Annotated in this window: 3 protein-coding genes; all 3 read left to right on the top strand. The window is 63.3% G+C overall.

Annotated elements, in window-relative coordinates; genetic code table 11:
• Positions 1-264 precede the first annotated feature (264 nt).
• Entirely contained in the window at positions 265-1374 is a 1110-nt protein-coding gene (locus tag AC1DVF_RS13715; protein WP_099758879.1) for a substrate-binding domain-containing protein, read from the top strand.
• Positions 1375-1470: 96 nt separating this feature from the next.
• Complete coding sequence (locus tag AC1DVF_RS13710) at positions 1471-2580, top strand: substrate-binding domain-containing protein (RefSeq protein ID WP_477782617.1); 1110 nt, start codon at positions 1471-1473, stop codon at positions 2578-2580.
• Between the two features lie 218 nt (positions 2581-2798).
• Entirely contained in the window at positions 2799-15293 is a 12495-nt protein-coding gene (locus tag AC1DVF_RS13705; RefSeq protein WP_477782616.1) for a filamentous haemagglutinin family protein, read from the top strand.
• Positions 15294-15338 lie beyond the last annotated feature (45 nt).

Raw genomic sequence — 15338 nt, 5'->3', positions numbered from 1 at the left:
ACCACCCGCCAACGCCTCCAGCCCGATTCAGCCAAACCCGCGATCCAGACACTGCGCAGTAGCCGACAAACACCCGAGAAAATCCCTTCGGAAACAGCTCTCAGCTCCCGAGGTTTTTTCCTTTATCTGTCACCGGAAACTGCGAATTTCTCAGTGCGACTTAACCAAGGCCAACGCTAGCGAGGGCCCCGGTGAGTCCTCCCAGTGTCATGCAAGTCACCCGAAAACCTGTGTTCCCAAACCTAGTTGAAAAGGAGATTCTTCATGTTCAAGCGCACTCTGATCGCAGCTTCCCTGACCGTCGCCGCTCTGGCTTCCGCTCAAGCCATGGCCGTTACCGGTGGTGGTGCAACGCTGCCTGCCGCTCTGTACAAAGGCTCTGCCGACAGCATCCTGCCAGCCAACTTCTCCTACGCCGCTGTAGGTAGCGGCGCTGGTAAAACGGCGTTCCTGACCAACGTTGCCACTGGCTTTGGCGCCACCGGCACCGTGCACTTCGCCGGTAGCGACTCGGTACTCAGCGCTTCGGACATCAGCACCTACAACAGCGCTTTCGGTGCTTCGTACGGTCCGCTGATCCAACTGCCGTCGGTGGCCACTTCGGTTGCCATCCCTTACAAAAAATCCGGTCAGACGGCTCTGAACCTGACCAGCGCGCAACTGTGCGACGCCTTCTCGGGCACCGTGACCACTTGGGGCGGCCTGCTGGGCACTGCTGACACCACGCCGATCCGCATCGTTTATCGCAACGTTTCCAGCGGCACTTCGGAAATCCTCACCCGTCACCTGAACGCTGTGTGCCCAACCAAGTTCACCACCAACTCGACGTTCGTCAACGCCCGTCCAGCCGGTTCGACCCTGCCGTCGAACTGGGTCGGCGTCGCTGGCACTGCTGACGTGGCGCCTACCGTTGCAGCCGTTGATGGTTCGCTCGGTTATGTYGGTCCGGACGGCGTGGACGCCACCAGCAACGCCCTGGTTTCGCGCATCAACAACGTACAGCCGACCTCGGCCAACGTTGCCCTGGCACTGGCTTCGGTAACTCCACCGGCGACCGCTGCTCTGGCCGCTGACCCGACTCGCTGGTCGCCAGTGGTGGCTAACCCGGCCATCGGTTACAAACTGGCTGCCTACACCAACCTCATCGTCGGTCAGTGCTACAAGGATGCAGCCGTGGCCAACGACGTGAAGGCGTTCCTGACCACTCACTACAACACCACCACCAACGACCTGGCCGTCAAGAACCACGGTTTCGTGACTGTGCCATCGGCCTGGAAAACCAAGGTGTATGAGACCTTCGTTTCCAACGCTACCGGTTACAACCTGAACATCAACAACACCAGCGTCTGCAACACCATCGGTCGTCCTTTGTAAGGCGCCCGATTCACACCGCAACACGAATGGCAGCCCCTCGGGGTTGCCATTTTTTTTGCCTCCCGGTTTACGGGGCATTCGATAAGGAGATTGAACATGTACAAACACATTGCAAAGGTTGCGCTGCTGTCGGCGGCGCTGATGTCGGGTCACGCGTTGGCGGTGACCGGTGGCGGGGCGACGTTGCCTGCCGCGCTGTACAAGGGCTCGGCCGACAGCATTCTGCCGGCCAACTTCAGCTACGCCGGTGTTGGCAGCGGTGCAGGCAAAGTGGCGTTTTTGAGCAACAACGCTGCGCCGTTCGGTACTACAGGCACTGTGCATTTCACTGGCAGCGATTCGATCCTGACGGCAAGCGAAATCAGCCAATACCAGAGCGCTTTTAACGCCAGTTATGGCCCGCTGATTCAACTACCATCCGTTGGCACCGCAATCGCCGTGTCCTATAAGAAAAGCGGTATCAGCAATCTCAATCTGACGAGCAGCCAGTTGTGCAGGGCGCTGTCGGGTGAGGCTCCAACGTGGGGGCTGCTACTGGGGACTGCCGACACCACACCGATTCGCGTGGTCTACCGGAACAACGCCAGCGGCACCTCGGAAATCCTCACTCGCCATCTCAACTCTGTTTGCCCGGTTAAGTTCTCGACCAATTCCCTGTTCACTGCGGCGCGCCAGCCGTCAGGTTCGACAGTGCCGAGCAACTGGGTCGGCGTGTCGAGCGACAGTGATGTCCTGCCTACGATCAATCAGGTCGACGGCTCAATCGGTTACTCCGGCCCGGACGGTGTACTGGTGAGCGATAACACTGTCGTTGCGCGTCTTAATGGTGTGTTGCCAACCCTGATCAACGTCGCGCTCGGACTGTCGTCGGTTGCGCCACCGGCGTCAGCGTCTCAGGCAGCCAATCCCGCCAATTGGTCGCCCGTGGTGGCGAACCCTGTCAACGGCTACAAAATGGTCGCCTACAGCAATTTGATCATCGGGCAGTGCTACAGGGATGCCAACGTGGCCAACGAGATTCGTGCCTTCCTGACCACCCACTACAGCAATCCTGGCAACAATGCCGCGGTGGTGGCGCACAAGTTACTGGTGATGCCACTGAGCTGGAAAAACGCCGTCACTGCCAACTTCATCACCAACACCACCGGCAACAACCTCGACATCAACAACCCGGCCGTGTGCAACGGCATCGGTCGTCCTCTTTAAAAGTGACTGCCGCCAAACCGATGGCAGCCCCATATAGGGCTGCCATTTTTTTTGAAGGCGCAGAACGGCCCGGCGCGAATACTCCCCCAACATGAAGTTTGTGTGACATCCGTTCGGTCGCGACCGCCGCCAACTGCCTATGACGTAACAGCAGGTTTTTGCACGCCTGCGGCATGTGTGGCAACCAAAGTGTGGCAACCAAAAAGGATCTCGTAGTGATGCTCGCTCGCCCATCCCGTCGTACCAACGTCCAGTCGTTCAAACGTGAAGCCGTGGAGCCGGCGCTGTGGTTGCTCAAACCGCTGGCGCAAGCGGTGGCGTTGTGTCTGGTGGCGGGCAATGCGCACGCGGCAACGGCGTTCAGCTCCAACTGGTTCGCCGCCAAGGGTGCCGCGCAGCAAGCCGCTGCCGCACGGCCGAGCACTGGCGGCTTGCCGGGGATGACGCCACCCCTGGCGCAGCAGCAAAAAGCCAATCAGCAATTGCAGCGCTCGATCCAGACCTTGAACAACACGGTCGCCGCGATTGCCGCGCAGCAGGCGGCTCAGGCGGCCGGTCGTGCCGCTGCGCTGGGTTCGGTGCAGTTTGTCCCGGACGGTCTGGGCGAGGGCGGTCTGAAGGTCGATAACAGCCTCACCCAAGGTTGGCAGAACGCCAAAGGCCCGCAGCAAACCAAGGCTGACGGCAAGACCACGGTGACGATCGAGCAGACCGCCGACAAGGCCATCCTCAACTGGGAAACCTTCAACGTCGGGCGCAACACCAGCGTTGAGTTCGCCCAGCAGGCGAACTGGGCGGTGCTCAACCGGGTCAACGACCCGAACGCACGGGCCAGTCAGATTCAGGGCCAGATCAAGGGCGACGGCACGGTAATGCTGATCAACCGCAACGGCATCGTCTTCAGTGGCAGCAGTCAGGTCAATGTACGCAACCTGGTGGCCGCGGCTGCCAACATCACCGATATCCAGTTCCGCGACCGTGGCCTGTATTTCGACAGCAGCGCCACTCAGCCGACCTTCACCGATGCCGCCGGCAAGGTGTTGGTGGAGCGCGGCGCGAGCATCACGACGCACAAACCGGCGACGTCGACCGATGCCGGTGGTTATGCCTTGCTGCTCGGCAGCGAAGTGCAGAACGATGGCAATATCAGCACCGCCAAGGGCCAGACCGTGCTCGGCGCCGGTGACCGCTTCTACATCCGCAAAGGCGCGGGCACCGAGGGCAATGCGCTGTCGACCACGTTCGGCAACGAAGTCACGCCGGGCTTCAAGGCCGGCGATGTCAGCGGCAAGGTCAGCAACAACGGCTTGATTCAGGCCGCCACTGGCGACATCACTCTGACCGGCCACGAAGTCGTGCAGAACGGCGTATTGCTCGCCAGCACCTCAGTGGCGTCTCGCGGCACGATTCACTTGTCCAATCCCGCGAGCGACAGCGGCGGCAGTGTCACCCTGGCGCAAGGCAGTGCCACGGCGATCATGCTCGACAGCAGCGATCTGACGGCGCTCGACAGTCAGCATCAGGCCGCCCTCAGCGCGGTCACTGCGAACAACCGCATTCGTGGCGATCAGTCGCGCATCGAGATGCAGAGCGGCGGCAGCGTCGAGTTCCAGAATGGCTCCATCACTCTCGCCACCGGTGGCCAGGTGGCAGTGAGCGCGCAGCGTCGCAGTCTGGTGCGCGACGGCGCGATGATCGATGTCTCGGGTGCCCTCGGCGTCAAAGTGGCGATGGAAAACAACAACATCAAGATCAACGTGCAAGGCAACGAGCAGCGCGACGCCTCGGTCAACCGCGACAAAGGCGCGCTCAACAGCAACGATATCTGGGTCGATGTGCGTGAGCTGGTTTACGTGCCGGCGGGCACCAACGGTTATGCCACGGATCGCTGGTACACCGCTGGCGGATTGCTTGAAGTCGGCGGTTATCTCGGCACCCAGGCGCACAGCGTCGGCGAGTGGATGGCGCAGGGCGGTACGGTGAGCTTTGCCGGCAACGATGTGGTCACCGAGAAGGGCTCGTTGATCAATTTGTCCGGCGGCACCCTGGATGTGCAAAGCGGCGAAATCCGCCAGAGCTGGCTGCGCGGTGCGGACGGCAAGCTGTATGAAGTGTCGCGTGCGCCGGGTGATGTGCTTTACACCGGGCTGTACAAAGGTTTCGAGGACAGTAGCGAACGCTGGGGCCAGACCCGCTATTTCTACAACCCGCTGATTGCCCCGCGTTCGCGTTTCGAGTCGGGTTACACCGTGGGCCGTGACGCCGGGCAACTGGTGATTGCCACGGCCAACGCCGCGCTCGACGGGCAGATGCTCGGCGAGGTGTATCAGGGCGAGCGGCAGAACCAGGCGCCGAAGCCGGTGCTCGACGGTTATGAGCAGAGCCAGACCGCACTGGCACGCCGCGCGCAATTGATTGTTGGCAGTTATGACCCGGCGTATGTGGCGGCAGCGGGCGGGGTGTTGTATGCGCTCAATCCGTTGCTGGACCAGGTGCAGATCGGCGGCGAACGACCGGTGGCCAACAATGATCAGGATCTGGCCGGCGCCGTGTCGCAGGCGCGCAAGGGCACGTTGTATCTCGATAACCAGCAGCTCAACGGTTTCCGTCTCGGCGCGCTTAAAGTGGCGGCCAGGGATCAGGTTGTCGTTGACGGCGCGCTCATCGTCGATGCCGGTGGCGATATCACCTTGTATGCCCCGGATGTGCAGGTCGGCGCCGACCTGACGACGCGTGGCGGCAGTCTGCGACTGGGCAACGTTCTCAATCAGTTCACCGGCTCCGAGAGCAGCGACACTCGGCTCACGGCGAAAGCCGACAAGGCGACGCAAGTCCTCGTGGCTGCCGGCGTGCAACTGGATACCCGTGGAGTGTGGAGCAATCTGCGCACCGACCCGGATGATGGCGCGAGCCTGGCCTCCCTCAACGGTGGTTTGATCTCGATCCGTAGCAGTGGCGATATCGATATCGGTGCTGGCAGTCTGCTCGACGTTTCTTCCGGCGGCGCGGTACTCGCCAACGGCAAGACCCGGGGCGGCAAGGGTGGCGATCTGACGCTGGAGTCCAGCGCGATTTCCGCGCCGGGCCAATCGCATTTGCGCCTCGATGGCGATCTGCGTGGCTACGGCGTGACCGGTGGCGGCACCCTTACGGTACAGGCCAACAAGATCCTCATTGGCCAGACCGACAAGCTGCTGGCCGACACCACGCTGCAGCTGTCCGCCGATCTGTTCAAAAAAGGCTTCTCCGCATACAACCTGATTGGCCTTAGTGGTCTGGACGTGGCCGAAGGCACCGCCGTCGAGGTGACGATGCCGGTTTACCGTTTTGCCGACGCTGCGCCAGGCATGGCCAGCGGTGTCGATCCGCAAGCGGCGCTGGAGCTGTGGACGCCAACGCTGTTTCAGGAAAATCCGACCCAAGGCGTGCTGACGCAACGCGCCGGTGCCAGCCTGACGTTGCAAGGCGGCGCCAGCCTGATCAACCTGATCGACGCGGCCAACAGCACGCTGACCCTGGGCCGCGATTCGCGTATCAGCGTCGATCCGGGTCAGAGCATCAAGCTGCGCGGCGCCGGACAGATCACCGTTGACGGTGCACTCAACGCCTGGGGCGGCACGATCGATATTCGCCAGCAACAGTTCGGCTCGATCAAACCGGCCACCTCCAATCAGTTGGCCGACCCGAACGCGCATGACCGTTCGATCTGGGTCGGCGAGCATGCGGTGCTGGACGTGGCCGGGCGAGCCAACACGGCAGTCGATGCCTTGGGTCGCACCTATGGGCAGGTCGGCAAGGGCGGCAGCATCATTCTCGGCGGTGAGATCGACGCGAGACTCGCCACGGCCACCGCCGCCGATGCTTACGTGATTGTGCGGCAAGGTGCGCGGCTGGATGCCTCCGGTGCCGAGGCACTGCTGGATATCGCTGGCCAGGGACCGACGCGCGTGGCGACTGACGGCGGGCGCATTGGCATCGGCTCTTACAAGGGTCTGTTTATCGAGGGTGACCTGCGTGCAGCAGCGGGCGGTGTCGGCGCGGCGGGCGGTCGTCTGGAGGTGGCGCTGGAGACGCCGTTGTACCTCGAATCGGCGGACAACAACGTTCGCGCACCTCGAGAGTTGATCATTGATCAGCGCGCGACGGAGCAGATACTTGCAGCCGGTTTGCGTCCGGGCGAGAGCGATACCGGTCTGCGTTATGGTCAGGCGCGGCTGCATGCCGACAGCCTGATGTCCGGCGGTTTCGACATCCTGAGCTTGTTGAGCAACGGCTTGTTGTCGTTCGACGGTGACGTCAATCTGCACATGAATCAAAGTCTGAGCCTGTATGCCGGTGCGCTGTCCCTTGCCGAGTCTTCCAAAGGCACCGCACGGGTCGATTTGCAGGCGCCGTACCTGCGCTTGTCCGGTGTCGGCAGCTATTACAGTGTGGTCGGCACCGTGCGCCCACGCCCGACCAACAACCCGACCGGTAAACTGTCGGACGCTCGCTTCAGCGCGACGGCGAACCTGCTGGATGTGGGCAACAGCCTGTCGTTCGGCACGCAAGGTTCGATCCTGCAACTCAAGGCGCCGGCCGCCGAATACAGTCGCCGCGCATTTGCTGACGTCAGCCTCGATAGCCGTGGTGATCTGCGCTTCCTGGCGCCAACCGATGGCGATCAGAAAAGCCGACTGTGGACGCCGGGCGATTTGAACTTGAGTGCGGCGCAGATTTACCCCGCTACTGATGTGCAGGCTGAAGTGCGTGTCGGGTATCAGGGCGCGCAGGCGGTGGCCGAGCATACCCTGCGGATCGGCGGTCACGGCCCGGCGCCGGCGGCCGCGCCGTACTCAGCGTTTGGCCAGTTGACGTTCTCGGCCGCGCACATTGAACAGGGGGGCGTGTTGCGTGCGCCGCTGGGCAAGATTGTCCTCGGCGATGACCTGCTGACCACCACCCGCGAAGTGCGGTTGCTGCCGGGCAGTCTGACGTCGGTCAGCGGCGCCGGGCTGGTCATGCCGTACGGTGGCACCACGGACGGTATCGACTACCGCTTTGGCGGCAAATCGGTGGTGTTGAATGGCATCACCGGTGAAACATCGGGTGTGTCGATGAGCACCCAGTTCATTGATGTGCAGAGCGGTGCGGTCATCGATCTGTCCGGCGGTGGCGATTTGCGCGGCGCCGGTTTTGTTTCCGGGCGCGGTGGTTCCACGGATGCGCGGTTCAACCCGCTAGTGCGCAATGCCACCGACGGCACCTTCAGCCTGCCGGGGCTGGCCAGCAATCCCGTGTATGCCATCGTGCCGGGTAATCAAAGCGCCTACGCGCCAGTGCTGGCCGAGGCGGGCGCGGTGGATCCGCGCATTGGCCAGCAGATCACCCTCGGCGCCGGGGTTCCGGGGCTGGCAGCGGGTACTTATACGTTGTTGCCGTCGACGTTCGCGTTGCTGCCGGGCGCCTTCCGGGTCGAGGTCAATGGTCAGGCGACAGCGGGCACAACCACGGGCGCGCTGCCACTGCGTAACGGTTCATGGACCGGCAGCGGACAGTTGTCGATTGCCAACACCGGCCAGCGGGACAGTCTGGCCAAACAGGTCATTCTGACCTCGGCCGATGTACTGCGCCGTTACTCGCAATACAACGAAACCAGTCTCAGCCAATTCATCCAGAGCGATGCGGTGCGGCGCGGGGTGCCTCGAGCGTTGGCACCGCAGGACGGCAAGACGCTGGATCTGCGCCTGGTTGACGGTGGCGAGCAGGATGTCGCGTTGTTGTTCAAGGGCCAGGCGCGGTTCGACGCTGCGGCGGGCGGGCTGGTCGGAACGGCCGTGGTGCGCAGCGGCAACGCGCGCAGCAGTTTTGAAATTCTCGGCACCGGGCAGGCGCCCACCGAGGGCTTCAGCGGCATTTCGCTGTATGCCGACACGCTCAATAACCTCAACGCCGGGCGTTTGACCATCGGTGCGATGCCGACCGTCAGCTACAGCACGGCGGGCAATATCATTGGCTTCACCGGCGACACCGCCAGCATCGTCCTGCGTGACGGTGCGCAGTTGGCGGCACCGGAAGTGTTGTTGCGTACCAACTCGATCAATGGCGGCATCACCGTTGAAGCGGGCGCTGGGATCAACGCTCTGGGGCGCGGCAACGTGGCGTATGACTCGACGGTCGGGTACATCTATCAACCGGGCGCGTCCAGCGTGGTGGTGGTGTCGAACGGCTGGACCAATGTCCTGGCGCCGGAGGCGGGCGGCGGTTTCACCGGCGCCGGCAGCATTCGCATCGGCACCTGCGCCGTGGCGGTTTGCAGCAGTCCGGCGCTGTTGTATTCCAATGGCAGCATCACCGCCGCGACGGACAACCAGTTCGAACTCGGTGAAGCCGTGCGTTTCGGCACGCGTCATCTGGCTCTGGCAGTCGGCGCGGTCAACGCCGGTAGTGCCGAGGCCTTGGCCGCCGCAGGCAACCGTGTGCCGGCCGGTCTGACCTTGAACCAGAATGTGCTGGATCGTTTGCTGCGCGGCGATAATCAGTTTGGTGCGCCAGCCCTGGAGACGCTGAGCCTGACCACGCGCGATGCCTTCAATCTGTACGGCAGCGTGACCCTCGATACGTTCGATGCGCAGACCGGTCAGAGCAAATTGCAGAACCTGGTGCTCGCCACCCCGGCGATTTACGGCGCGGGCGATGCCGACGATGTGGCGACGATCCGCACCGCCCAACTGATCTGGAACGGCGCCACTCAGGATCCGGGCAGTGTGATCAACGGCGGCGCCGGTACTGGTAGCGGCACGCTGGATATTCAGGCACAACGCATCGAATTGGGTTACGGCCCGATGCCACAAGCCAACGGCCTCGATCAGAACAACCGGTTGGCGCTGGGTTTTGCCAACGTCAATCTGAGCGCCAGCGAGCGCATCACCGCTAATCACAAGGGCAGCCTGGCGGTGTATCAACAGCAGGGCGCCTTCGATCCGGTCAAAGGCTATGCCTACAGCGGCGGCAATCTCACGCTGCGCACACCGTTGCTCACCGGTGAAGCGGCGTCGGTCAACCTGCTCAAGGCTGGCAACAGGCTCACGCTCAGCGGTGCCGGTGCTGCTGGCGTGGCCGATGCCCTCGGCGCAGAACTCAATCTGCAAGCCCGCGACATTGTGCTCGACAGCCGCATCGCGTTGGCCAGCGGCAAGCTCACGGCCAAGGCCGAGCACGACTTGACCCTGGCCGGCGGCGCGCAACTGGACATGGCCGGACGCACTTTGCCGTTCAACGACGTGAGCAAGTACAGCTGGGGAGGCGATGTGTCGCTGTTGAGCGCCGCAGGCGATATACGCCAGCTCGCTGGCTCGCGCATCGATCTGTCGGCGAAAAACAATCAGGCCGGCAACCTCAGCGCCGTTGCCTTGGCAGCGGATGCCGGCATCGTCGATCTGCAGGGCGAGATTCTCGGTGCCAGCAGCGGTTATTACGATGCCGGCGGCACGCTGGTGCCGTACAAGGCCGGTGGCGTGGACATTCGCGCGCAGCAACTGGGCGGTGAGGCGAGCGCCCAGTTCGCGGCACTCAACCAACGCTTGAACGCAGGCAAAGTGTTCGGCAGTCGCAGTCTGCAACTCAAGCAAGGTGATCTGTTGATCGGTGACGGGCTCAAGGCCGGCGAGGTCAATGTCTCGGTGGACAATGGCAGCCTGACGGTCAATGGCTTGATCGATGCCAGTGGCGAACGGGTCGGCAGCATTCGTCTGGCGGCGCAGAACGGCCTGACCCTGGCCGGCGACAGTGTGCTCGATGCCCACGGCCGCGTACTGCGGGTCGACAGTTACGGCAAGATCATCGACGCGCCAAACCGGGCCATGGTCGAGCTGAATTCCGGGGCCGGGGTGTTGACCCTGGCGTCCGGTACGCGCATCGACTTGCGCCATGGCACCGATGCAGTGCCGGGCTTTCTCGCCGGGCAGAATGATCAGATGTTGCGCGGCACCCTGGAGCTCAACGCGCCGCGTCTGGGCGCCGGCGACATCGCCATCGATGCCAGCGGCACGGTCAATATTCAGGGCGCGCGTTCCATCGGCCTCAATGGCACGCGCCGTTACACCGATGCGCGTGATGGTGTCGATCCGGCGGTCAGTGGCCGGCCGTATCAGGTGATCGATCAGGCGCTGTTGACCCGCATCGACGGCGACAACACCACGTTCATCGACGCCGCGCTGACAAACGCCGATCTGTTGCAACGCAAGCTGGCGGGTCTGAACAACGCGACCTACGCCGATGCCTTCCACCTGCGCCCCGGCGTGGAGATCGCCAGCAAGACAGCGGACGGCGACCTGGTGGTGGAGGGTGATATCGATCTGTCGCGCTACCGCTACGCCAGCCTCAATCGGCACACGGGCAAAGTCGATGGCGTCTACGGTTCCGGTGAATCCGCCAGCCTGGTGATCCGTGCCGGCGGCAATCTTGATATTTACGGCAGCATCAACGACGGTTTCGCGCCGCCACCGGAGACCGTCGACGACGCTGGCTGGAAACTGTTGCCAGGCGTGCAGCCATTCGGCGGCGATCTGGTTGTACCGGGGAGCGGGGTGACGCTGGCGCCGGGCACGCAATTCCCGTCGGGCGTGACCCTCAATTACGATTTGCCGATTCAGGACACGACGTTGGTCAGCGGTACGCTGTTGCCGGTTCAGGTGGAGCTGGCCGCGCCGTACACCTTCAGTGCCGGCACCGTGCTCGCGGGGGCGGTGCATGACGCCTCGGGCAATCTTTTGTATGCCGCCGGAACACTGCTCGACAGTGACCTGACCGTGCCGGCCAGCAGCCGACTGGGTGCCGGGATTCGCTTGAATCGCAACACCGCGTTGAAGGCGATGAACTGGCCCAAAGGTGTGCCGTTGCCGGGCGCCTTCGATGCCGACACCGGCAGCAGCAAGAATTTGATGTTGAGCAGTTCTCTGGCGCTGTTGCGCGGTTCGTTGATTCCGTCGATGACCAATGTGGTGCTCGCTGACGGCGCCGCGTTTGTCGAGTTGCGTGGATTCAATGGCACACAGCAGGGCGCCAACTGGGCACTGGCGAGCATGTTGCCGTCGGGCAGTTCGTCGTGGTCGATCCGCGCGGTGGCGGGGGCGGATCTTTCCGCCGCCGATAGTCGTGCGGTGAAACCGCTCACCACCGAGGGCAATTTGCGTCTGGCGGACACTCATTACGGTGCGAAGATCACCGAAGGCAATCCACGCGCGGTGTGGTCGGAAACCAACCAGTACGGTTTCCCCGCCTTCGAACCGGTGCCCGAGGAATACCTGATTCTCTGCGAAACCGATCCCGGTGCCTGCGCCCCGATGGCGCGCTGGACCTGGGCCCCCGGCAACCAGTTCGGCTTTCAGGATTACGCGCCGATTCCCGAGGAATACCTGACGCTGTGCGACAGTTACCCCGAGGTGTGCGTCGAGAGCAATCCGGCGAAAAGCGCCAGCATCCACAGCCAGATGTTCAGTGTCCTGCGTACCGGTACCGGCGATCTTGATTTGCTCGCTGCCGGCAATCTGAGCATGGCTTCGCCGTTTGGTGTGTACACCGCTGGCACCCAGTCGGCCGATGTCGATCCGCGCTTCAAGCAGATGCGCGGACGCTTGTCGGACAAGGATTCGGTATTGGGCAGTGCCGGTGGCGACGTGGAAAAATGGGTCAACGGTGGCACCGACAGTCTCTATCAAGCCTGGTATCCGCAGCTCGGCGGCAACCTGACGATCAATGCCGGCGGCTCTGTCTCCGGTGACACTCTTGGGCGAAAAACCGCCAATACCGGCGGTTACCGTGAACAGGTGCCTGGCGTGGCGGTGGGCAACTGGTTATGGCGTCAGGGCACCGGCAGTGATGACGTGCCGACCGCCTGGTGGATCAATTTCGGCAGCTATGCGACGCAGCCGCTGCCCGACGCCGACATGGACGCGGCGCCGTACCTGGTGGGCTTCACCGGTTTTGGCACTTTGGGCGGTGGCAACATCAGCCTGCGCGCCGGAGAAGATGCCGGCATGCTCAGGCCGATGGGGGATGCGCGGACCAACCCACGCAGCCAGGGCCTGATCGTGGCGGTGGGTAGCACCGGTCGTGTCGGCAGCGACGGTAGTCTGCAATTGACCGGTGGCGGCGACATGGACATTCGCATCGGTGGTTCGCTCAATCCGTCCCTGCAAGCGCGCGCCGGCAACAATGGGATCACGCCACCCAAGCATGATCTGCAAGGCGCGCTGATCAACCTGCGCGGCGCGGCACAGGTGAGTGGCAGTGCGGTCGGCGGCATCAATCTGCAATATGGCGCCAACAGCGTGTTGCATGATGCTCGGGAAACCCGCGCGCTGGACCCGTTTACCGCGACCACCGGCAATGCCTCCGGCGGGCTGGTGCTGATCCCCGGCGATTCGGGCATGCGCATCAACACCCGTGGCGATCTGGTCCTGGGCGGCGCGGCGGACCCGGGCCGCGTGCGTTTGCAGAACGCCACGCCGCTGTTTGACGAGGCGGGGAACGTCAGCCAGGGCGGGATTTTGAGTGGCTTCTCGCTGTGGACCGAGCACACGGCCATCGATCTGTTCTCGGCGGGTGGCAACCTCACGCCGAGTACCCAGTTGGCCGAGACGGACACCAACGGGCCCATCAAAGGGCAGAACACTTCACCGACTGACAGTCGTTTTGTTTATCCGTCGATTCTGCGCGCCGTCGCCGGTCAAGGCTCGATCTACGCAGGTTCATCGGCGGCTTACAGCGTCGGCAATACCGCTCCCGCCACCGCTTACTCGCTGCTGTTGGCGCCTTCGGCTTCAGGTCAGCTGGAGCTGTTGGCCGGTGATTCGATTTATGCCGGCGGCTATGCGATCAACCAGTCCGGGGCCAGTCCACTGGCGATTGCCACGCCGTTTGCGCCGGCATTCAACGGCTATGCCAGCAACTCGGCGCAAATCCCGTTCATCTCCAACAGCGGCAGCGATGGTGTCGCCGCAGAACCGAATCTGCGCTTCCCATTGTTCGCCTTCGGCAGCAACTCGTACTCCGGCCTCAGCGATGTCATGGGGCCGGCGCGAATCTACGCGTTGACCGGCGATCTGGTCGGCATCCGCAGTGGCGAGTCACTGCGTGCAAGCGATTCGCAGCGAACCTGGTACGAAGCAGCCGGGCCGGTGTGGATGATGGCCGGTCGCGACATCGTCGCCTCTGGCACCAACCTGGGCCAACCGACGATTTCGCCGAAAGATGGCGTCGGCACCACCAAGGACACGATTTACTCCACCGGCAACCTGTTCGTGCATAACGACCCGAGGGATGTGTCGAGAGTGTCGGCCGGGCGCGACATCCTTTACAGCAGCTTCGACGTCGCCGGTCCCGGCACGCTGGAGATCAATGCCGGGCGCAATATTCTGATGGAGGACCGTGCCAGCATCACCAGCCTTGGCTCGTTGCTGGCCGGTGATCAGCGTCCGGGGGCCAGCGTGGTCTTGCAGGCCGGCGCGGGCGCGCAGGGGCCGGATTATTCGCGGTTTATCGCGCACTACCTGAACCCGCAGAACGTGGCGAGCGCGGACGCAGCCCTCAGCGCGCAACCGGGCAAAGTGGTCAAGAGTTACCAGGACGAATTGCAGAGCTGGCTGACCTTGGGCTACGGCTTCAGCGGCAACGCCGAACAGGCACAGGCGTTCTACGCCGCGCTGCCAAGTGGCGAGCAGGCGATCTTTGCCCGCCAGGTGTACTTCGCCGAACTGCGCGCCGGTGGCCTGGAATACAACGATGTCGATGGCCCGCGCAAAGGCAGTTACCTGCGTGGTCGCAACGCCATTGCTTCGCTGTTCCCGACCACCGATGTGGCCGGCAATCCGATCCGCTACGACGGCGACATCACGCTGTACGGCGGCGCCGGGGTCAAGACCCTGTTCGGCGGCGATATCCAGATGCTCACCCCGGGCGGCGGTCAGGTGTTCGGCATCGAAGGTGCGGCACCACCGTCGACGGCGGGGATCATCACCCAAGGTTCGGGCAACATTCAGCTCTATTCGCAGGGCAGCATTCTGCTCGGCCAGAGCCGGATCATGACCACGTTCGGCGGTTCAATCCTCGGCTGGTCGGCCGAGGGCGACATCAACGCCGGTCGCGGTTCGAAAACCACCGTGGTCTACACCCCGCCGAAACGGGTTTACGACACTTGGGGCAACGTCACCCTGTCGCCGTCGGTGCCAAGCACCGGCGCCGGTATCGCCACGCTCAACCCGATTGCCGAAGTGAAGCCCGGCGACATCGACCTGATCGCGCCGCTGGGCACCATCGATGCCGGCGAGGCGGGGATCCGCGTGTCGGGTAACGTCAACATCGCCGCGCTGACGGTGGTCAACGCCGCGAACATCTCGGTGCAGGGCAAGGCAACGGGTGTGCCGGTGGTGTCGGCGGTGAACACCGGGGCGATCACCTCGGCCAGTTCCGCCGCATCGTCGGCCACGCAAGCGGCGGAAGATGTCGCGCGTCAGCAGCAAGCAGCGTCGCGGCAGAATCAGGCGTCGGTGTTTACCGTGCAGGTGTTGAGTTTCGGCAACGAACAACTCGCGCCGACCCGCGATGGCGCCAGCCGCGCACCGGCCCCGGGTTACAACCCGAACAGCCCGGTGCAGGTGTTGGGGGCAGGGGCGCTGGATGAACAGGCGAAGCAGCAGTTGACCGAGGAGGAGCGTGGGCAACTGACGCTGTAAAAGACTCTCGTGTAGTACGTTTGGGCGGCCGGTTGGTCGCCCTTT

Source organism: Pseudomonas sp. P4_D7, from assembly GCF_056401755.1.
Note: the sequence above shows the minus strand (reverse complement) of the source record. Positions and strands in the feature narration are given on the sequence as shown.

Bases quoted from the DNA above. Each gene is read 5' to 3' on its own strand.
- AC1DVF_RS13705 (WP_477782616.1), top strand. From the start codon at position 2,799: ATGCTCGCTCGCCCATCCCGTCGTACCAACGTCCAGTCGTTCAAACGT.
- AC1DVF_RS13710 (WP_477782617.1), top strand. From the start codon at position 1,471: ATGTACAAACACATTGCAAAGGTTGCGCTGCTGTCGGCGGCGCTGATG.